The 20,080-nt window shown below is 37.9% G+C and carries 21 protein-coding genes and 1 pseudogene; 10 read left to right on the forward strand and 12 right to left on the reverse strand.

Features of this window, described 5'->3' with window-relative positions:
- The first annotated feature begins 88 nt into the window (after positions 1–88).
- The 5 genes from trxA (at position 89) to FZC79_RS22045 (ending at position 3,630) form a co-directional block, all read left to right on the forward strand.
- On the forward strand, positions 89–403 hold the full coding sequence (gene trxA, locus FZC79_RS22025; protein ID WP_148948777.1) for a thioredoxin: 315 nt from the start codon (positions 89–91) through the stop codon (positions 401–403).
- A gap of 250 nt (positions 404–653) precedes the next feature.
- The gene (locus FZC79_RS22030; protein WP_148948778.1) at positions 654–1,172 is read left to right on the forward strand and encodes a DJ-1/PfpI family protein; all 519 of its coding nucleotides are present in this window, start codon (positions 654–656) and stop codon (positions 1,170–1,172) included.
- Between the two features lie 106 nt (positions 1,173–1,278).
- Positions 1,279–1,791 (forward strand): type 1 glutamine amidotransferase domain-containing protein, encoded by a 513-nt coding sequence (locus FZC79_RS22035; protein WP_148948779.1) that lies wholly within the window; start codon positions 1,279–1,281, stop codon positions 1,789–1,791.
- A 77-nt stretch (positions 1,792–1,868) separates the two neighbouring features.
- Positions 1,869–2,585 carry an SDR family oxidoreductase gene (locus FZC79_RS22040; RefSeq protein WP_148948780.1) on the forward strand — a complete coding sequence of 239 codons (717 nt, stop codon included), beginning with the start codon at positions 1,869–1,871 and terminating at the stop codon, positions 2,583–2,585.
- 145 nt (positions 2,586–2,730) lie between these two features.
- On the forward strand, positions 2,731–3,630 hold the full coding sequence (locus FZC79_RS22045; protein WP_148948781.1) for an aldo/keto reductase: 900 nt from the start codon (positions 2,731–2,733) through the stop codon (positions 3,628–3,630).
- An 80-nt stretch (positions 3,631–3,710) separates the two neighbouring features.
- Here the strand turns inward: FZC79_RS22045 and tnpB are convergent, their stop codons facing one another.
- On the reverse strand, positions 3,711–4,883 hold the full coding sequence (gene tnpB / locus FZC79_RS22050; protein WP_148948782.1) for an IS200/IS605 family element RNA-guided endonuclease TnpB: 1,173 nt from the start codon (positions 4,881–4,883) through the stop codon (positions 3,711–3,713).
- Between the two features lie 881 nt (positions 4,884–5,764).
- Here tnpB and FZC79_RS23720 point away from each other — a divergent pair.
- Positions 5,765–6,052, forward strand: a complete 288-nt coding sequence (locus FZC79_RS23720) for a hypothetical protein (protein ID WP_252183434.1) — start codon at positions 5,765–5,767, stop codon at positions 6,050–6,052.
- 123 nt (positions 6,053–6,175) lie between these two features.
- On the opposite strand, the pseudogene FZC79_RS22060 reads toward FZC79_RS23720, so the two are convergent.
- A pseudogene (locus FZC79_RS22060) lies at positions 6,176–6,478 on the reverse strand (DbpA RNA binding domain-containing protein); the annotation flags it as partial.
- A gap of 438 nt (positions 6,479–6,916) precedes the next feature.
- On the opposite strand from FZC79_RS22060, the gene FZC79_RS22065 reads away from it, so the two are divergent.
- Positions 6,917–7,180: a hypothetical protein gene (locus tag FZC79_RS22065; protein ID WP_148948783.1), complete on the forward strand. Its 264-nt coding sequence runs from the start codon at positions 6,917–6,919 to the stop codon at positions 7,178–7,180.
- A 58-nt stretch (positions 7,181–7,238) separates the two neighbouring features.
- Here the strand turns inward: FZC79_RS22065 and FZC79_RS22070 are convergent, their stop codons facing one another.
- The 3 genes from FZC79_RS22070 to hxlA form a co-directional block, all read right to left on the reverse strand.
- Positions 7,239–7,958 carry a 3-ketoacyl-ACP reductase gene (locus tag FZC79_RS22070; protein ID WP_148948784.1) on the reverse strand — a complete coding sequence of 240 codons (720 nt, stop codon included), beginning with the start codon at positions 7,956–7,958 and terminating at the stop codon, positions 7,239–7,241.
- A gap of 110 nt (positions 7,959–8,068) precedes the next feature.
- Positions 8,069–8,626 carry a 6-phospho-3-hexuloisomerase gene (gene hxlB / locus FZC79_RS22075; RefSeq protein WP_148948785.1) on the reverse strand — a complete coding sequence of 186 codons (558 nt, stop codon included), beginning with the start codon at positions 8,624–8,626 and terminating at the stop codon, positions 8,069–8,071.
- A gap of 8 nt (positions 8,627–8,634) precedes the next feature.
- Complete coding sequence (gene hxlA / locus FZC79_RS22080) at positions 8,635–9,267, reverse strand: 3-hexulose-6-phosphate synthase (RefSeq protein ID WP_148948786.1); 633 nt, start codon at positions 9,265–9,267, stop codon at positions 8,635–8,637.
- Between the two features lie 638 nt (positions 9,268–9,905).
- Here hxlA and FZC79_RS22085 point away from each other — a divergent pair.
- On the forward strand, positions 9,906–10,262 hold the full coding sequence (locus tag FZC79_RS22085; RefSeq protein ID WP_148948787.1) for a winged helix-turn-helix transcriptional regulator: 357 nt from the start codon (positions 9,906–9,908) through the stop codon (positions 10,260–10,262).
- Positions 10,263–10,679: 417 nt separating this feature from the next.
- On the opposite strand, the gene FZC79_RS22090 is transcribed toward FZC79_RS22085, so the two are convergent.
- The 5 genes from FZC79_RS22090 to FZC79_RS22115 form a co-directional block, all read right to left on the reverse strand.
- Entirely contained in the window at positions 10,680–11,783 is a 1,104-nt protein-coding gene (locus tag FZC79_RS22090) for a GerAB/ArcD/ProY family transporter (protein ID WP_148948788.1), read from the reverse strand.
- Positions 11,784–11,808: 25 nt separating this feature from the next.
- Positions 11,809–12,885, reverse strand: coding sequence for a Ger(x)C family spore germination protein (locus FZC79_RS22095; protein WP_148948789.1), 1,077 nt, complete (start codon positions 12,883–12,885; stop codon positions 11,809–11,811).
- A gap of 17 nt (positions 12,886–12,902) precedes the next feature.
- Positions 12,903–14,447: a spore germination protein gene (locus tag FZC79_RS22100; RefSeq protein ID WP_148948790.1), complete on the reverse strand. Its 1,545-nt coding sequence runs from the start codon at positions 14,445–14,447 to the stop codon at positions 12,903–12,905.
- 715 nt (positions 14,448–15,162) lie between these two features.
- The gene (locus tag FZC79_RS22110; RefSeq protein ID WP_148948792.1) at positions 15,163–16,173 is read right to left on the reverse strand and encodes a DUF3231 family protein; all 1,011 of its coding nucleotides are present in this window, start codon (positions 16,171–16,173) and stop codon (positions 15,163–15,165) included.
- Positions 16,174–16,513: 340 nt separating this feature from the next.
- Positions 16,514–17,392 (reverse strand): SDR family oxidoreductase, encoded by an 879-nt coding sequence (locus FZC79_RS22115; RefSeq protein WP_148948793.1) that lies wholly within the window; start codon positions 17,390–17,392, stop codon positions 16,514–16,516.
- Between the two features lie 338 nt (positions 17,393–17,730).
- On the opposite strand from FZC79_RS22115, the gene FZC79_RS22120 reads away from it, so the two are divergent.
- Positions 17,731–18,174, forward strand: coding sequence for an Rrf2 family transcriptional regulator (locus FZC79_RS22120; protein WP_148948794.1), 444 nt, complete (start codon positions 17,731–17,733; stop codon positions 18,172–18,174).
- Positions 18,175–18,644: 470 nt separating this feature from the next.
- A complete protein-coding gene (locus FZC79_RS22125; RefSeq protein WP_148948795.1) occupies positions 18,645–18,884 on the forward strand; it encodes a hypothetical protein in 240 nt (79 codons plus the stop codon).
- A gap of 107 nt (positions 18,885–18,991) precedes the next feature.
- Here FZC79_RS22125 and FZC79_RS22130 read toward each other — a convergent pair whose 3' ends face one another.
- Both FZC79_RS22130 and FZC79_RS22135 read right to left on the reverse strand, forming a co-directional pair.
- Positions 18,992–19,336: a hypothetical protein gene (locus FZC79_RS22130; protein ID WP_148948796.1), complete on the reverse strand. Its 345-nt coding sequence runs from the start codon at positions 19,334–19,336 to the stop codon at positions 18,992–18,994.
- Between the two features lie 269 nt (positions 19,337–19,605).
- Positions 19,606–20,073: a hypothetical protein gene (locus FZC79_RS22135; protein WP_148948797.1), complete on the reverse strand. Its 468-nt coding sequence runs from the start codon at positions 20,071–20,073 to the stop codon at positions 19,606–19,608.
- Positions 20,074–20,080: the final 7 nt, after the last annotated feature.

Raw genomic sequence — 20,080 nt, forward strand, 5'->3', positions numbered from 1 at the left:
CATTAAAAAGGAGGGGAATTTAATATTTTTTGTAAACTTTAAAAACTAGTTTGATTAAAATTATAAGAATGAATTGGAGGATATAATAATGGCTATAGCACACGTAACAGATCAAACATTCAGCACTGAAATTAAAGAGGGATTAGTTTTAGTGGACTTTTGGGCACCATGGTGCGGTCCTTGTAAAATGATTGCTCCTGTATTGGAGGAAATTGATGATGAAATGGGAGACAAAGTTAGAATCATCAAGCTTAATGTAGATGAAAACGCAGGAACAGTAGGGGAATTTGGAGTCATGAGTATTCCAACGTTGATTCTTTTCAAAGACGGAGTGGCTGTAGATAAGGTTATCGGGTTCAATTCTAAAGAAGCTTTAACAGAAATGATTTCAAAGCATTTGTAATAAACACTTTTTAGCAAGAGGATGACTCTATATCTGAGCATACAAAAAAGTGTTTGAGATACCATTCTCATTGCTGGATCTATCATCGATTGCACGTTGGAAGTTCTCCAGGTGATGCTTTTTACCATACACAAGACCTTGCACAGCTCGCTGAAATTTCAGATGGATTTGTTAACAGCCACAAGTGAAAATACAAATTTATAAAAAAATGTTATCAACAAATCTTTTTCTTTTTGAGGAGGAAAAAATGATGAGTAAAAAAGCACTCTTAATTATACCGCCAGAACGTTTTAATGAAGATGAGTTATTCAAACCAAAAGAAGAGCTTGAAAATGCAGGAGTCGAAGTAACCATTGCCAGCACCGTTGCAGGTGAAGTTACTGGTGACTATGATGGGAAAGCAACTGCTTCGGTTATCTTTTCAGACGTATCGTCCACAGATTTTGATGTTATTTCGGTAATTGGAGGATCTGGTACAAATGATCATCTATGGGGAAATCAAAAATTACAAGACTTTTTGAAGCAAACTTATAATGAGAACGTTCTTGTAACAGGAATTTGTGCAGGAGCTGTTACAGTTGCTAAAACTGGTTTGCTTTCTGGAAGAGAAGCAACTTGCTATCCAGTAGATGTTCAAAAGAACGAATTGACAGCTGTTGACGTTAATTATGTTGAACAACATGTTGTTGCCCATGATGACATTATTACTGGCGATGGTCCAGAAGGTGCGAAAGAATTTGGACAAGCCCTTGTCAACGCATTACGTTAGTTCTACATTTTAGTTGGATAGAGTGTGGTTCGGAAGTGAATTTCGAACCCGCTGCTTCCATTAAATAAGAGCATTTGTTGTGAGGAAAATAAGGAGGTTTTTTAGTTTGGGCAAAAAAATTGCTGCACTTATCACCAATTTATTTGAGGATGTTGAATTTACAGAACCGGCAAAAGCATTCAAAGAAGCGGGTCATCAAGTGATTACAATTGATAAACATGCAGGAAATGAAGTAACTGGTAAAAAAGGCGCAACTGTAAAAATTGATAAAGCCATAGATGAAGTCAATCCTGCAGACTTTGATGCTTTGCTTATTCCAGGGGGTTTCTCTCCTGATTTACTGCGTGAAGATGACCGCTTTGGTCAATTCGCTAAAGAATTCATCCAAGAAGGCCTGCCTGTTTTTGCTATTTGCCATGGACCACAAGTCTTGATCGATACAAATCTATTAAAAGGTGTGGACATTACTGGTTTCAAATCTATTCGTAATGATTTAAGAAATGCAGGGGCTAACTATAAAGATGAAGAAGTTGTGGTAAGCAATAATATTGTGACCAGCCGTATTCCAGATGATATCCCGGCATTCAATCGTGAAGCGCTGAAACTTTTAGCGAAATAAAATATTTCCACTAAAAGCAATCTGTAATATCTTTTCAGATTCAACCTAAAAAGAATTTTTTAAGGAGGGTTCATGCAATGTCATTAGAAGGAAAACGTGTAGTCGTCATAGGAGGTACTTCTGGTATCGGGTTATCGGCAGCCAAGGCATTTCTTGATGAATCTGCTCAAGTCATTATTGCAAGTCGTTCTGATGCGAAACTATCAGAGGCAAAGAATGTACTCGGTGGTAATGTGGAAGCATACAATATTGATTTTCGCAGTGAAGATAAACTAGCTGACTTTTTTAAAATGGTAGGGAATTTTGATCACCTTGTCGTTACGGCAGGTGAAGGTGCAATGGGGCATTTTAGTGACTTACCCGTTGCGGATGTTAGAGAAGCGTTCGATAGTAAGTATTGGGGGCAATACTTAACCGTTCGTGCTGCTATTCCGTACTTAAATGATACCAGTTCTATCACATTGACCTCTGGTGTTTATGGAATCCGTCCACCACAGGGGGCAACTACACTTGCTTCGATCAATTCAGCGATCGATGGATTGGTCAGGGGGCTTTCAGTAGACCTGGCCCCTATAAGGGTAAATGTCGTTTCACCTGGTATTGTGGACACCCCGCTCTACGGAGGGATGCCTGACGAGCAAAGACAGAATTTATACAGCCAAATTGCACAGCAGCTGCCTGTTAATCGCGTGGCACAGCCTGAAGACATTGCTGAGTCCTATGTGTACTTAGTGAAAAATGGTTTTACAACTGGTACTTCTCTTCTTATTGATGGCGGGGCTCATTTGGTGTAAGTGAAATTATAATGTTATTTTTGTGGCTATACTACAACAAGTATAGCCACATTTTTTTTGAAAATAACAATCCAATTCTTCTGGTATTTAATTGAAGAATTGAAGTTAAAGAAACGCAAGATGAGATAGGAAAGGATGATGAAAATTGAGTTTACGCGACCATGAAAAAATATTGACAATCAAGCATTCACTTGAAAAACGTGTACTAACTTTACCTGATGGAACCGTTCTTCCAAGCATTGGTCAAGGAACATGGTACATGGGTGAAAATCCTCAATCGAAACACAAAGAAATCAAAGCTTTGCAACTTGGAATAGAGCTAGGCATGAAGCTCATCGATACGGCTGAAATGTACGGAAATGGTGATTCCGAACTTTTAGTTGGGGAGGCAATCAAGGGGCGAAGAGATAACGTTTTTTTAGTATCGAAAGTATATCCTCATCATTCCGGGTTGAATTTGATTGAAAAAGCATGTGAAAATAGCCTGAAACGACTAGGAACAGATCATCTTGATTTGTATCTTTTACACTGGAGAGGCAGGGTTCCGCTGGCAGAAACGATTGAAGGAATGGAGAGACTGCGCAAGGATGGTAAAATTGTAAGATGGGGAGTTTCTAATTTTGATACGGATGATATGAAAGAGTTGTGGGATACCGATAACGGAAAAAAATGTGTGACAAATCAATTGTTATATCATCTTGGTTCCAGAGGAATTGATTATGATCTGCTGCCATGGCATCTTGAACATAACATGCCAACTATGGCCTATAGTCCCCTGGCCCAAGGAGGGAGCTTAAGAAGACAACTACTAAGCGATCCAACCATCCTTGAAATTGCAGAAAAATACAATGTACAGCCATTACAAATTGCTCTTGCGTGGACCATTCGTTCAAACAACGTAATTGCAATCCCAAAAGCTGTTCAGGAAGAACATGTTTTAGCAAATGCTCAAGCTGCTGCTATTCAATTGACCATGGAAGATCTGAACAGACTTGATGCGGTATTTCCAAAACCAACAAGAAAAAGACCTTTGGATATTATTTGAACTACCCACCACTTACCGCCCTTACAGGTCGCTTGAAGTGGGGGATTCCTAAGAACACAAACCTATCGGTTCATTTTTGGTTAGGCTATCCCCGCAGTCCCTGCGGTTAATCGCAATGCTTCATTGCGAAGATTTATACTTGCGTTAAGATCCCTTTGATGGCTGCTTTTACAGTTTGGACACGTCCATTCACGCAACGCAAGATCTTTAACGGCTTTATACTTATAATTACATACAGAACATAGCTGGCTCGAAGGGAAATTTTTCGCTGCGGCTATCACCTGTTTGCCGTACCATAATGATTTGTATTCCAACATAGACCTGAATTGGGCCCAGCTTACTTCGCTGATTCCTTTTGAAAGGTCTTTGTTTTTTAACATGTTTTTGACGGACAAATCTTCAATGCCGATAATGTCGTGGTTTTTGACTATTTCGGTAGAGATTTTGTCCAACAAATCTTTTCTTGCATTAGCGATTTTTTCGTGCAGCCGGGCAACTTTCTTTTTTTGTTTAGTCCAATTCGAAGAACCCAATTGCCTCCTAGAAAGAATGCGTTGGGCATTCATTATTTTCTTTTCTAGTCTACGGAAAAAGCGGGGGTTTTTATGGGTTGTGCCATCTGAAAGAGTAGCGAAATCCTTCAAACCCACGTCGATTCCGACAGAGGTGCCGGTTTTCTTATAGTGTTGAACTTCTGATTCAGCCAAAATCGAAACGAAGAACTTACCTGAAGGGTTTCGTCTTATGGTGGCGTTCATTATTCGGCCTTCCACCTCACGACTCTTAGCAAAGCGAACTAGGCCGAGTTTTGGCAATTTGATGTGTTTATCTTTCACTTGTATATTCCCGTTCACAAACTTTGTGGTATAGGATTGAACAGGATTCTTCTTCGATTTGAAGCGAGGTAAACGATTTTGTTTCTTGTAATACCGTGTGTAGGAATCATGAACGATTTCAACTGATTTCTGAAGGGCGATACTATCGACTTCTTTCAAGAATGAATAGGTCTTCTTGAGCTCTCGAACAGCTTTGATGGATTGGTTCTTGTTGAAAAATTCACCTTTCCAATTGTTCTGTGAAAGCTGCCCATTCTGTACCATTTCATTTACGATAGACCAATAAGCGTCTTTGTTCTTTTGTTTCCCAACAAAATAGTTGTAGATGAACCGGGAACAACCGAACGTTTTATTGATTAATTCAGTCTGTTCATGATTTGGATAGATCCTGAATTTAAAGGTTTTTTTAACATTCAAATAGTTTCACCTCCTTGTAGTAATTATACCAAGAAAGATGGTGCCTTGGGAACATATGTTCTTTCGAAGTTTTTTTAGTAGAGACCAAAGGGCAGGCGATTCATCTCCCCCTTACCGTTGGGCTATGCCCTTCACACGCTTGAAGAGGGAGTTTTCTCGCCATTTTTAGATAAAATGAATGGGGACAAAGAATCTGTACTCTTTTCCTGGGAGAACCTGTCAATGTCCCTTCTCAAAATCTGATTTGTCCACAGAGTCCTAAAGTATATTTCTTCACATGCTTTCCCCTTTTGTCTCCTCCAATTTATTGAAGAACATCATATTAAGTATATTGAAAGAAACATATTATCCAATCCCTTACAGTCGATGAGATTAATTCAATTCTTCGCTTGACTGAAGTGGGACTAATGACAATGTTTCGGTGGGACAGAGGGACTTGTCCTTAATTATTTTTTGTGGGTAAATTCACCTTCCCCATGTCCCAAATTTCCCTATCGCTAAGTAGAAATGATAAGAGTAGAAGCATTGAAATATAAAAAGAATAGATTTACAAATATAGGAATTCCATTAAACTAAAAATAGTACTCCACTCAAGTTTCTTCCATAAGCTAAATCTTAATCTTAATTTCTCCCCCAAATTAATACCACACGAACTTGCTTTTCTTACTCGCATTAACAAAAAAAACTTTCCGAATATCAAATTTAAGGGTCTTATAATAAACATGAACATTGGATAGGAAGAGGGATGCTATGGGATTTGAAAAAGAATATCAGAACTTTATGAATAGTCACTTACAGTCAAGAACTGGAGAACGGCTGCTGCGCTTAGAGGAAGGTCACAAACAGCTGAAATGTTGTTTTTAAAACAAGTGTGGTGGCCGTTGTTTCAGCATTTTCGGTTTCTGCATCCAGAATATGAAATCAATGATTTTAAGGATGGGAAAAGATACTTGGACTTTGCTTATATTCGTCCAACCATGCAGATTTGCTTTGAGATTGACGGGTACGGCCCTCATTTACAGAAAATAAGCAGATGGCAATTTTCCGATAGTCTGGAACGTCAAAACCAATTGGTGATTGACGGATGGACCGTAATCCGTTTCTCATATGGAAATGAGATGAAGGTGGGGAAATTAGAGACTGTACGGAAAGAACTGTCCCATAAGTGATGAGGCTTATTAGAAATTACCGTAGAAGAAACAAATTAAACCTCCATTGAAGGGTTTGTGTTCATAGTTAATAAAAAGCAGTACCCGCTTACTTTCAACAAAGTGAAGGGGATACTGCTTTTTCTACTTAATCGCTTTACTAACCTTTAACTTCTTCCCCTCGATCGTTGCATTCCCCATCGCTTGTAAAACCAGCGAGCCTTTTCCATTCAGAATATCAGCATAAGACATTTGATTATGGAAGGTGATAATGCCGATATCCTCTGCTGTGACGCCGAGGTTTTTGGCGATCGTTCCGACAAAATCAACCGTACGAATCATCTTCTTCTTTCTCCAGTCGGTGAAATGAAGTTTCAGAATATCTTGATAGATGCGTGCTGTTTTATTATTCCTAACAACTCGCCGTCCGCTGATTTTTTCTTCAAAGGTCATGATGTTTCTTCCAAGAAAGAGTTCAATTATGCCACATACGGTTTTTCTTTTATGAGTATGTTGAGCACACAAAAGAATCGTGACTTTTTCATATTTGAAAATCCAAGAATAAGAGACGAGTTTACACCTCAATGTCAAATAACAAAAGCAAATGGCTAAGATAAAATCCAGGTAACAGTAATTGTTACCTAATCGTTCAATGACATTACTCTAGATCTTTTTTGTTCTAATGTGTTAAATGGAAACTAAATCAATGAACCATCTTATTATCACATTTAATAAAAACACAAAAAAGAAATCCTTAATCTTTGATGCCAAGGTATAAAATCAAACATTTGCAAACCCATTACATTCATTAAAATGGAGGAGGAAAGAGTTATTTAACATATTATGTGGGAAAACTATCCTATACTGACTTTGAGGAGTGAGAGGATGTACGTGAAAGGGAACATTATTGCAGGTGAATTTGATTCGACTATCAATGAATTTTCCTTGCAGAAAGTCAAAAATTTAGGAACAGAGTCGGTCCTTAATGAAGACCAATTAAATAATATTTATGATTATTTAAAAAAACATCAGCAGGAAGAGGATGGACAAATTATTACCTTATACGATCAAATGCTTGTACGCTTATCACAGAATGAAGTTAACCAGTTAATTGTTGATTTAGAGAAAGTAATATCCTTATATCACTGATACATATAAGAGTATCATTTACGAACTAAAAAGCAGACCCCACTGGACCTGCTTCGTTTTAGGATGGATTTGTTGACCATAATCCAGCTGTTTTAACGAATACTCTTGGATTAAATTTCAAACTAGCTACGACTAATTCTGCAAGGTCTTCTGGGTGCATTACGTTTTCTTCATTGCCTTTAACAAGATTTGTTTCAATGGCTAAATCTGTAACGACCGTACTTGGTGTTAAAGCAGTAACACGGACATTATGTTTTCTTACTTCAAGCATTAGTGATTCTGTCAGCCCTAAAACAGCGAATTTAGAAGCACTGTAAGCACTTGTAACAGGAGCACCTTTTTGGCCAGCTGATGAAGAGATATTGATGATATCTCCTGATTTTCTTTCGATCATTCCTGGTAACACTGTTCTTGTTACATTATACACACCCATTAAATTGACTTGGATGATTTTTTCCCATTCTTCTGGTGTTAAATCAAGGAACCCACCAAATTTAGCAACACCAGCATTGTTGATGAGGATATCAATTGGACCTAAGTCTGATTTGATATGATCAACAGCATGGGTAACTGATTCAATATCGGTCACATCAGCTGTTGCTGCAGAAACCGTTACACCAAATTGTGCTAGTTCAGCAGCTACCTTTTCTAGATTAGACATATTTAAGCCGATTAGGCCCAAATGAACGCCTTCTTTTGCTAAGGCGATGGCAGTAGCACGTCCAATGCCTCTTCCTGCTCCAGTAACTATTGCAGTTTTTCCTTTTATAGAAATCATTTTTTAACTCCTAATTACAAATTGAAGTAGTTCATTCTAACAGAAAGACCGCAATCTTGTATGGAAACAACTTGCGGTCTTTCCGATTTAGAACTCAAGGAATAATATATTTATTCTAAGTTGGCGTGTTTACCGTACATTTTATTGGTATCCAAACCTTTTTTCTCCATGAACCGAAGAATCACAGCGTCGTAAAATAGTAAAAGTGTTTGCTCAAATAATGAGCCCATTGGTTGAATCGTCCTAAAATCACTCTCCGACTGATCTTTGGGTGAGCCAGGCAACTTAATTGTGATATCAGCTAATTGTCCAATAGTGGACCCAGGAAAAATGGTTACAGCTGCAATCGTCCCACCGATGCTTTTTGCCTTCTCAGCCATGGAAACTAAACCTTTCGTTTCACCTGAACCTGATCCAATGATTAAGATGTCATCTTTTTCAAAGGTAGGGGTTACTGTTTCACCAATCACATAGGCATCTATCCCCATGTGCATCATTCGCATGGCGAATGATTTGGCCATAAATCCAGATCTACCTGCGCCGGCAACAAAGATTTTTTTGGATTCAAGAATTCCATTAACTAATTTTTCAGCTTCATCATTCGAAATTAAATCTACGGAGCGATTTAACTCTCTTATGATTTCAGCTAGGTATTGAGTTGTAATCATGATCTGGATTACCCTTGATTAATCATTTGCTGCATTTTGGCAGCAGCAGCTTTTTTATCAGCTTGTCCAGTAATCCCGCCGCCTACAATGACAAGGTCTGGTTGTACTTTGATGACTTCTGGAAGTGTGTCTAACTTAATACCACCTGCGATTGCAGTTTTAGCATTTTTTACAACACCTTTGATGGTTTGTAGATCTTCAAAAGAGTTCTTTCCAACTGCTTGTAGATCGTAGCCAGTATGAACACAAATATAATCAACGCCCATAGCGTCTACTTCTTTTGCACGTCCAGCCAGGTCTTTAACAGCAATCATATCAACAAGGATTTTTTTACCATGTTTTTTTGCTTCTTCTACAGCACCTTTGATTGACATATCTTCAGCAGTTCCAAGAATTGTCACGATATCTGCACCTGCTTCAGAAGCTTTCATTACTTCATAACCAGCTGCATCCATGATTTTTAGGTCTGCTAATACCTTTAAGTCAGGGAATGCTTCTTTAACTGCTTTTACAGCATGAAGACCTTCATTGATTACAACCGGTGTACCGATTTCAACGATATCAATATGCTCCTCCACTTCTTTAACTAACTCAATTGCTTCTGGGATATTTACTAAATCTAATGCTAATTGTAATTCCATCTATACTCACTCCTATAATTTTTTATTATTGTTCAGTGATAATATCTCCAAAGTGTGATAATACTTTTACAGTAATATAATCCATATAGTGCTCTATCTGTACCTGCGGGCAATAAGGAATATCATGTTCTCTCACTGAACAATTGCAAGTATACAAGGTATGGTTCAATCTTAAAAGTACGCACTTTTATTTTACATAGTGTTGAAAAGTATACTATGAGAAATACCGTTAATTTAGTCTTACAATTAACTTTAAAAGAAACAATGCGCTATTCAGCATGGCTTATTTTCTGTATTAGTTGATTGAAAATTGCCCCAATTGTCGACCCGACTACATCTGCTGGAATAAAGGGAGGTTTGTGACGATTTTTCAATTGGAATACTAGCTAAACCGCCTATATAATTAATCGCAGAATAAGAAAGCTTGATTAAATCATCACCTGAGGTACCTCATTTAATGTAATATTTTTGACTTGAAAATTGTTCCATCATTCTATAACTCATTCCTTGAACAGCAGAATAGAATGATATGTTCCTTGTAATATAGATTGTATAAAAGGATATTGTGAGTACATGCATTTATTTTAGATAGTGAAAAAAGTATACTGTGGGTATAATAACTATTGAGGTGATGTGAAATGTCGCGAATGCAGGAAAAGATGTTTAATTGTGAAAAAGAATTAACTCTTTCCGTTATTGGTGGTAAATGGAAGATGCTTATACTATGGCATCTAGGAAAAGAGGGAACGAAGCGATTTGGTGAATTGAAAGCTCTTATTCCAGGGATTACGCAGAGAATGCTAGTTAATCAATTGCGAGAACTGGAAGAAGACTTGATTGTAAATCGTGAAGTCTATCCCGTTGTTCCTCCAAAAGTAGAATACTCGCTTACTGAACAAGGAAGAAGCTTGATGCCGATTCTCGATGCTATGTATAACTGGGGAAAAGATTATATGGAAACTGCTGGTTTGGATCCTTTAGTAAAAAAAGAGTAGAATAGGTAATTTTAAATGGTAATCTAAGGTTGACTCCGGCCAAGGGGGTCAACCTCTTTCAATTTCCCCCAAGCGGCTAACCATACCTTTTCGCTGATGGGTTTGGAAAAGGGGCTAAGGGTTGTGTGTCACAAAATTGAAGAGGATCCACCTTCAGCTCTTGCATTTTTTTATGTGATCCGTAGTTTTCATTTCTAATTCAGTTTCAATTTCTTGTTGAAGCTGCATCAGTTCATTTCCGTTGAGTATATTTTTATTACCTTGATATCCTCAGTTTTTCCATTTAGATTCACGTTTATTGAACTAGGGTAAGATTTCCGCCAAAGTTCACATTACCTCCAAACGTTTGTTTCACGTGTGATAACTTTGTATCAGGACGTGAGCCAATGATCTGTATAAATAATAGACCAACGAGTTTTATGACATATCACGATATTTCGACAGTTTATGTTTCACTTGTATGACCACGAAGAGAAAAGGGATATAAAAATATAAAAGAGAGAAACCAATCTTTGAACAAATATCCTGTATTTGTTCTATTTGTTTAAAGTCCTCTAAAAGATTAGAAAAAAGTAAAAACAAAAGCAGAAAAATGAACAAGATTGTACGCTGTTTGATATTTATCATCTTTTTAACCCCGCGGCAGGCTGCCCATAATTTAACACTGATATTAGGCAGAACCAAAAGAAACCAAAATGAAACTACAATATATTCGAACCTTTCAATTATAGGAATCTCTGCTATTTTCATTAGTGTGATTGAGGGCCAAATGGTATGTTTAAGATGTGGCTCACTAAAGTACAAAAATGTTATGATTGTAACAAAAAGATAAAAAATTATTGTGAACAGAAGTCCAAAATGAGCCCATCTTTGTGATTTTTCAGGATTCTTTAGAAAAGGATAAAACATGAATAAAGTTTCAATCCCAAGAAATTGAAAAACCATCGATTTAGACGACCCTGCTATTTCTGTTAAAGAATGATTAAAAATCGGTAATAAACGATTAATGTCTGCAAATTCCAAGGCAAATGAACTAATTGGGGTCAAAATCATAAAAGGGATAATCGTTCCCCAGAAACAAATTCCGGTAATTACACGAAACCCTCCTGAAATAATATAATATAGCAAGATGAGGAATATGAAGCTGATCTGCCATGTCTTCATTAGAGGAAACATCCAAACTTGTACCACTTCAATATATACACGGAAAACAATCAGTGCCAATACAAAAAAGTAGAGGATGAAACAAATATTAATTAATCCTCCAATCCACTTCCCAAAGCAAAATCGGTTTATATATATGACATCATCATTTGCAATTTTGAGTATCCGGTACATCATCCAAAGTAATATATGTATGCTTAATCCGGTTAGGATTACTGATATCCAGGCATCGTAACCAGCATCCCTGGCAATTTCTCTTTGAAAGCTCATAATCCCAATGCCTATAATATTGGAATAGATCAGAAAAAAAACGAAATAAGGAGATACTAAAAAACGTTCATCAATGACAGTTCTCACTTTTGCCCTCCTTTCGAAATGAAGCTTATTCTTCTGCACCTGTTTGGATGATCTTCACATTTGTATTGACGGTGGTCTTAAGATCAGGGTATATGCTCAGATAACGTTCATAATTCCATTTTCTCGATGAAGCCCTCATCTTATCACCAATTCCAATGGGATCTGCTTCGTACTCTTGAAGCAGTGAAATCAACTGTTGGATCTCTTTATTAAAATGTTTCTCCAAAATCTTCTCTGTTTTTTCGATGTCTTTATTTTTGGTCAAGTTAAGCCACTCAGGAACCCTTTTTATCTGAGTTTTCACTGTTAAATCAATTGATATTTCAGGGATTTGTTCAATCTGATTTATGGAATATTCTACATTCGAATCCAGTTTCTTAAAAAAAACATAACCTTCACTATCATCATCTTTAACTTGGGCTTCATATTGCCCATTTTTTGTTCCGTCTTTTAACATTTTTAAAAGATAGGACTGCTTCAAATTAATATGATTGATATATTTACTTTTTTTGAATATAGCCAGCCCATCAATTTTGACTATGCCATCCTCTACAATGAAGTAAGGTAAAAGCGGATCCTTTCCTTCACTATAAAAATCTGTCAAAAATACATGGAGGTTCATTTTCGGCAAACTTCCATGCTTTATATTATGATTAATCTTATCGTATAAGTGGGAGGGAACTTTTTGGTCTACACTTAATTGAATGATGTTTTCTGCCGTTGGTTCCGTGATGCCTAGCTGCATTCTGCTTCCCACTATTGGATCCTTGCTCATAAACTGAATTACCGGCTTAAGTCCCTGTTCGGCAAAATCCTTGCTGAATAATACTGTACGCAATTGGCCTGTATCGATGGGGTGCGGTGATTTGGTATTCATATTTTCTAGAACATAATCAAAAGTATCCGCTTCGGCGTCCAGGGTATGCAATGCTGTTTTCCCTGGTTCTTCATAAGTAGGATAGATCACAGTTCCTTTGACCTTATCATCATGAATATCGTATCCAAGAACTTGAATAATTTGAACACGATCAATGATTCTTTGATTGGTACACCCTGCTAGGAAAACTGTGATACTAACCATAAAAAGAAAAATTCGCTGCATGTGCTTCACCTCAACTGCTATTCATCAAAATCGTTTTTCTTTTTTTTCTCGGTATGCGGTTGATATCTCAGAATTGATTTAGGACGTAAATAGCTTGGTCTTTTATTTGTTTTACTGAAAGATAAACGGAAAAAGGTATCCCCAAAATCTTTTGGCCTGAATGGATAGAGGGGAACTGTATAAGGTGCGCCTAATGATTCTAACCGGGTAAGGTGTACTAGTATAAAACAGATTCCTACAACAATACCCAGCATGCCCCATATAGAAGCAAATAAAATTAAAGGAAAACGCAAAAACCGAATCGTATTCGACATTTTATAATTAGGAGTCGTAAAGGAGGCTAATGCTGCTAATGCAACCATAATAAGAAGTACATTGCTGGTAAGAGCTGCCTCAACGGATGCTTGACCGATAACGATACCGCCGACTATACCCAGAGTTTGACCTACTTTCGTTGGCAGTCGGGCTCCGGCCTCTCGCAGAAGTTCAATTGTAAGTTCCAAAAATAGTACTTCCAATACCGGAGGAAATGGTACATTATGACGTGAAAAGCCAAGGGTATTTAGCATAATTCTAGGTATGATTTCATAATGGAAGGTTAATATGGCTACGTAAGTAGGAGTAGCAAAAATTGAGAAAAGAACACTGAAAACACGTATTAAGCGAAAAAAAGAACCAAGAAGCCAAGGCAGATAGTAGTCCTCAGGAGATGAAAAAAAATCAAGCAAGGTAGAGGGCCCTGTAATTGCATAAGATGAACCATGATTAAATACCACCACTTGTCCTTTTATCAAAGCGAATGCAGCCTTGTCTATGCGTTCGGTGGATAAAAAAAGCGGAAATGGTGTTAAAGAATTATCTTCTATTATTTGATGAAGTTGAGATGAATCAAATACCACATCAAAATTTATATCTTGTAAACGTTGAGTCATTGTTTGAATATATTGATCGTTGGTAACCCCGTCAATATAGGCGATGACTACTTTGGTGTGTGAATAAGAACCAATATGAATTTCTTTGAAAATTAAATTAGGAGTATTTATATTCTGCCTTAGCAAATTAATATTGGTTACAATATTTTCAACAAACCCAATTCTTGGCCCGATCACACTGTATTCATTTTCAACGTTGTTTTCCTCGCGCATCCCAGCCTTTGTATCAGCCATATTAATTAAGGCGCATTTTTGATCTTTTTCTCTAATCTGCAGAACGACATATCCTTTAAGGATTTTAGTTTCAATCTCGTTCATATCTTCTGTAATAACTATATCTTCAATCGGAATGATCTTTTTTATATCATCTATATCATTTAGTTTTTCAGGATGAAAATTTGGAGACCTGAAGACACACAGAACTTTCTCTTCCAGTCGGAGATGATCGACAAGAGTACCATAATAGGAAATGATTAAATATCCCTTTATGTCGGTTACCGGAAGTTGATGAAAATCATGAGACTCTTTCGTTTTAGCAAACAATTCTTCAATACTTGAATAGCTGGTGGCTTGAGAATTTTTTGCTTGTGCTTTCTTTTTATTTCCTGCTGACCGTTTTTTGAAAAACATGCAATTCACCTCAAACCCTTAAGTCCTTTATAACTATGTATAGTATGATGAACTTTCCATGTGATTATTCTATTGTCAATCTAATAATCCATAAGAGCTTAATCAATCGGTAACAATACTGACTTTAAAGAACAAAAGCGCAAGCGCCTTGGTCAGCCCCGACAGGCAAATGTTCCAAAGAGAAAAAAAGGCGGTCTTTCCTTTTATTCTCTTTGGGTTATTTGACCCCGAGGGGCTAGGCGCTGAAGCTGGACTGAACAAAAGCGCAAGCGCCTTGGTCAGCCCCGACAGGCAAATGTTCCAAAGAGAAAAAAAGGCGGTCTTTCCTTTTATTCTCTTTGGGTTATTTGACCCCGAGGTGCTAAGTCCGTTCCAGTGGGTACGGACCCTCAGGCGCTGAAGCTGGACGTGGATAACAAAGCTATAAGTTATCCATAGAGGATAATTTCTTAAGCATAGAAAAAGGCTGGGACATAAGTTGAAAACTAGTCGATGTAAGTTAAAATAATCGAAAATAAAACCGCATGAGATCAAGGTTATATACTTGACTTCATGCGGTTTTTTCATTTTATTTAACTCTATTAAAACAGGTTCCTTTTCAGGTTATTTACCGCTTTTCCTGAGCGGAAATCCATTCTTTTTACTCATCCGCAATCTTTGTGAAGAGAGCCTTTTATTAAGGTTTTGTTCCAGCCTTCCTTAAATTCTCGTGCATTTATTTATCTTTTGCCAAGCCTTCGTGATCCGCAGCAGTCGGAGGTTGTTCCATCCATCCTTTTTCTATTAAAAGATTTATTCCATCTTCGGCAACTAAGGATATTTCTGTACTCATTCGTGCATAATCTGCAGACAAGTCTCTTCTTTGGCTCATTGATAACGCTTCACTATAGTAACCCAATGCAGCAGAAAGCAGTGTTACTATATGGAAGAGCATGAGTTTATCCGAAAATGGTGGAACTTTTGAATCTGTTACTTCTGAATCAAAACTCTTTGAAACGTGTAAATTATCCTCTTTTAACATAGAGCCAAGAATATCAAAGTGTTTTATACAAATCTTCCGAGCTCGTTCCATATAGTCTCGTAACTCTTTAGACTGACAAACTTGACTGAAACCTAACTCCAGAACCATTTTCATCATTGTCTTCTGCATATTAAGGTGTACACCACTGATTTCGATTGCATTAATGGGTCTGCGTTTCCCGAACCAACCAGTTAAATAAGTTTGCTTCTTTTCAAACTCTATCGTTTGTTGATTGTTTAAACTAGGAGGTTTATTAATAATCCCCTTTTGCAAGGAAACATTAGTTACCCTATCATACAGATCCAATGTTTGAGAAGTACATTCAATAAAGTATTTTCTAATGTCCTCTCGAATACTGACACTAGTGGCCCCGGCATATCTTGTTAATCCGTGAATCGCCATAATATGCAAATAAACAATCTTAAATGTATCAGTAAATAAGCTGGGCGCATCTATTGTAACGTCTTGATCTGTAAAACCTATTGGAATAGGAAGGTTTTCTTGATTTAAAAATTGCTTTGTTTTTTTTAGATGGGTTTCTGATAATTCCAGGGCGAATTGAAGTAAATTACGAATATTTTCGTCCTTAGTATCATTTAACAAATAGCGCAGAACACAATGGGATAAACTGTCATTAATATATTGTGACCAAATAGATGCATATTCAGCCGCATTAATTTTAGTTTGGTGATTAATCGGTTCCAATTCAAGTACCCCTCCTAATCTTTATATAAAAAGGTTTACCATTAACAATATTTTTATTCGTGAAATTACTTGTAAGCAGATGTTCAAATAACACATATAAAAGAGCCGCACCCCCTGGTAGTATTACAAAATCCGGGCCTGACCACCGGTAACTAACGTAATAGCTGGGGGGAAGCCCTGTCTTTTTAGGTACTGTTATGTATACAAATCTCTACAGTCTTGTGTGCTTAAACAGGGAGGGAAATCGCAGGAGAACAATATTTCTAAAACAATATCAAGAAGACGAAGCCTAGTTTAATAGACTTCGTCTTCAACCTCACATATCAAAATGCCAGTTCATTTATTGTTCTTTCGTTTGATTTACAGCATCAACTATTTGTTTTAATCCTTCATTTAACGGTGTAACGGGACGACCAAGGACTTTTTCGAAATCTTCGCTTTCCACTGCTAGGGATCCGTTGCGGATGCTTTCTTGTATTCCCACTACAATAGAGACTACAAAGTCAGGTAGACCCAGCCCTTTCATGATTTCACCATACTTTTCTTCCGTGACTTGCTCGACGTGCACGTCTCTTTCTAACACGTCTCCAAGAGCAGAAACCAATTCCTCTTGGGTGTAAAGCGGACCGGAAAGCTCATATATGGTATTTTCATGTCCCTCTCCTGCAAGGACAGACGCTGCAGCTTCGGCATAATCCTGCTGCAATGCCCAGCCGGTTTTTCCTGATCCTGCTGAAGTAACCCATGGAGCACCAGCCAAAACACCTTCTATGCTCCCTGTTTCATTTTCCAAATACCAATTGTTCCGCAAGAAAGAATAAGAAATTCCTGTTTCCTTGATAGCAGCTTCCGTTGCAACATGAGGAGGGGCCATCAAGTTGTCGCTTTCCGAAGCATTGGCAATGCTGGTATAGGCGATGAATTTGACACCGGCACGTTCGGCAGCCTTGACGGCATTGCTGTGCTGGCGGATTCTTGTATCGTTATCACCATCGGCAGAAATAATCAATAGGCGGTCTATACCGGCAAAGGCAGTATCCAATGTTTCTGGATGATCAAAATCTCCATGACGGACATCTACCCCGCGGGAACGGAGGCTTTCCGCTTTCTCCGGGTTGCGGACACTGACAGCCAGCCTATCTGCTGGAACGGTTTTCAATAAGGACTCCACCACTTTTGAACCTAATTTTCCTGTTGCTCCTGTAACTAATAGTTTCATAAAATAACCTCCAGTATGGTTTAGTTGTAATTATTTCGATTACATGTAATTATTATAGATACAGGTTGGTTATCTGTCAACAGCTTGCACTTTCGATTTTAATTTTTGCTAAGGAAATTATGATTTATGTCAGCATCCAGCTCCTAGCCCCCTTGGGTCATTAGCCGATCCGTCAAGAAGGGTAAAGAACAACCTTCCCACCCACTTGTCTTATGCCTGTGGGGGCTGATCAAGGCGCTTGCACTTTTGTTCTGAACCGGAGATGAGTATAATAAACTTGTAACCCAATGGATTACATGGTAAAAATGTTAGTCCTACATGTTAGGGAGGTACCAAGGATGTCAATCAGCAGCCGATTCGCTGTGGGAATTCATATACTAAGCCTGTTGGAATACAATAAGAACGGGGTAAGTTCATCTGAATATCTGGCGGGAAGCGTCGGGACGAATCCCGCTTTCATCAGAAAGATCATGGGGATGCTTAAAAATTCCGGATTAATAAAGGTAAGACCGGGTGTGGCCGGTGCCGTGCCGGCCAGGGAATTAACGGACATTACCCTGTTGGATGTGTATAAGGCAGTTAATGTTGTCGAGGACCAGGAATTATTCAGTATTCATGAAAATCCCAATCCTAAATGCCCGGTTGGAAGGAATATTCAGGATACGATTGGTCCGCTTTTCACTATAGCCCAGACAGCATTGGAGAAAGCACTGGGACATGTGACGATTGATGATGTAGTAAGGGATATTATTGAAAAGGAAAAAGTGAATAGTCTTGAATAATGGGTGAGGGGCATTTCTTCAGAAATGTTCCTTTTTCATTAAAATTAGTGCCTGACCCCCGCTACACTAACATATTAATGTAACGGGGGTCAGGCACTGTCTTTCCAATCCCCGCACTGAAAAGGGCGATATAAATGGCTATTCCAGCAAGTATATTTTTTTCTGTCTTTTTAATGAAAGCTATAACGCCAAAAATCACAGATAAAATAATGGACAAGGCTATAAGAGATAAAACGAAATAGATATCAATCCTTATTAGTCTATAGAGTATCGCAAAGGGAGATCAGGGCCTGACCTCCAGTACACTAACGCATTAACGTACCGGGGGTCAGGCCCCGTCTTTCCATCATATTAAGCTTAGGGGGATTTCGGATTCTATTTGGACAGAGGAAGAAACCAGAACACTAATGTATTAACTTACGGTAGTCTGGCCCCTGTATCGAGTTGATAGTAGGAAAGGAGAGATATAAATGAGAAATCAAGAAGATTTCCGGGATGTCCCAGCGGGTGGAACCATCAGCTTTCAACACTTACTGATTTATTTGGAACAGGGAAGAGAAATAGAATTTATTTATATGGATAAAGAATATTTTATCTCTAATACGAACGAAGGAAGAGCTTTGTGGAATGGTGATAATAAGATGAGTGATTACTTTAACAAGGAAGATTTGTATTTTACAGAATCAGTAAAATGGATGGAGTTTCTTTAGCCGACATTTTCAAACGAAGTCTAGCGGCTATTTCTACTGTTTTTTAGGGGGAATCTCAGTCCCCAGCACAGTAACGTACTGGGGGTCAGGACCCGACTTTCATGTTCTTATTTTTCATATCTTTCAATGCCGTGTAATTCAAATAATTCTCCTGAATTAAAAAGTACTATTGTAACTTCTGCTGAAACACTTGTAATTCCATTATCACCATTTGCGATTTCCTTTAATGTCTCTAATGCTTCTTGTGTTCTATAGTCAACTAATAAGGCATAAACACAAGTGCTTGATAAAACACTAGGGAGTTCGCTTTTAAGTAATTGATCTATTAAATCTTTAGCTAGTTGGTGATCCCTCTTCATCATGTCTCCGATTTCAATTATCCTTTCAGAGGAATACTTTCCATCCTTATATTTACCACTTTTTTGTGTTTCCTCAAATTTGATTGCGTGCATTGTAAATTCTTTTGCGAGTGGGTCGATAATATTTTTTATATATATACCGCCTTATTACTATTCTACTTGCTTCATTATTATTTAAGCCGTATTCATATTGGTAGTCAAAACTTTTCCCTGGCTTTGAATGATAGGGGCAAGTAATTCTGTAATGATGTTGTGTATTTGATGCTGCAGTAGTTCTAGTGTTTTGAATTGATGAGGTATGTAGAAATCGTGGCCTGACCACCATCACACTAACGCATTAACGTACCGCAGGTCAGGCCCTTTTATTCTGCCGCTATTCTCATTTTTTCAAAAGTAACCGGATTACTGAAATCCTCTTTAGATATATTCAAACTCTCACATGCATAATAGAGGTGCTCCAACCAGTCATCATCTCCACAGTTGACAGCTTCTTCGCATTCTTTCTCAATATAGGGAGTGCTGATATCCTTACCTACATCCCTGAAAGTTGCTATTGCTTCCATGGCACCTGGCCAGTTCCGGTCCTGTAATAAGCGGACTAATTTGGGTAATGCCTGTTTGTTTCGCGGGTAGCCCATAGTTCTTAATAGGGACACACCATTTTCCCAGCATTCTTTTCCGTACGTGGGAATCAGCAAATCCACCTGATCAGGAGGCAATTGAAAAAGAACCTTCTTTGCTACTTCCTGCTGTTCCTCAGGAAGTAACCAGTTCAGATTGTAGACATAGTAGATAATCTCTTCTTTTTCCAAAACAATATAGTCAGTCATAACGTTG

This window comes from Rossellomorea vietnamensis (genome assembly GCF_008180615.1).
GTDB classification, from domain to species: Bacteria; Bacillota; Bacilli; order Bacillales; family Bacillaceae_B; genus Rossellomorea; species Rossellomorea vietnamensis_D.

Coding starts and splice junctions, on each gene's coding strand:
- trxA (WP_148948777.1), top strand. CDS start 89: ATGGCTATAGCACACGTAACAGATCAAACATTCAGCACTGAAATTAAA.
- FZC79_RS22030 (WP_148948778.1), top strand. CDS start 654: ATGAGTAAAAAAGCACTCTTAATTATACCGCCAGAACGTTTTAATGAA.
- FZC79_RS22040 (WP_148948780.1), top strand. CDS start 1,869: ATGTCATTAGAAGGAAAACGTGTAGTCGTCATAGGAGGTACTTCTGGT.
- FZC79_RS22065 (WP_148948783.1), top strand. CDS start 6,917: ATGTACGTGAAAGGGAACATTATTGCAGGTGAATTTGATTCGACTATC.
- FZC79_RS22070 (WP_148948784.1), bottom strand. CDS start 7,958: ATGATTTCTATAAAAGGAAAAACTGCAATAGTTACTGGAGCAGGAAGA.
- hxlB (WP_148948785.1), bottom strand. CDS start 8,626: ATGATTACAACTCAATACCTAGCTGAAATCATAAGAGAGTTAAATCGC.
- hxlA (WP_148948786.1), bottom strand. CDS start 9,267: ATGGAATTACAATTAGCATTAGATTTAGTAAATATCCCAGAAGCAATT.
- FZC79_RS22085 (WP_148948787.1), top strand. CDS start 9,906: ATGTCGCGAATGCAGGAAAAGATGTTTAATTGTGAAAAAGAATTAACT.
- FZC79_RS22095 (WP_148948789.1), bottom strand. CDS start 12,885: ATGCAGCGAATTTTTCTTTTTATGGTTAGTATCACAGTTTTCCTAGCA.
- FZC79_RS22100 (WP_148948790.1), bottom strand. CDS start 14,447: ATGTTTTTCAAAAAACGGTCAGCAGGAAATAAAAAGAAAGCACAAGCA.
- FZC79_RS22115 (WP_148948793.1), bottom strand. CDS start 17,392: ATGAAACTATTAGTTACAGGAGCAACAGGAAAATTAGGTTCAAAAGTG.
- FZC79_RS22120 (WP_148948794.1), top strand. CDS start 17,731: ATGTCAATCAGCAGCCGATTCGCTGTGGGAATTCATATACTAAGCCTG.
- FZC79_RS22125 (WP_148948795.1), top strand. CDS start 18,645: ATGAGAAATCAAGAAGATTTCCGGGATGTCCCAGCGGGTGGAACCATC.
- FZC79_RS22130 (WP_148948796.1), bottom strand. CDS start 19,336: ATGCACGCAATCAAATTTGAGGAAACACAAAAAAGTGGTAAATATAAG.
- FZC79_RS22135 (WP_148948797.1), bottom strand. CDS start 20,073: ATGACTGACTATATTGTTTTGGAAAAAGAAGAGATTATCTACTATGTC.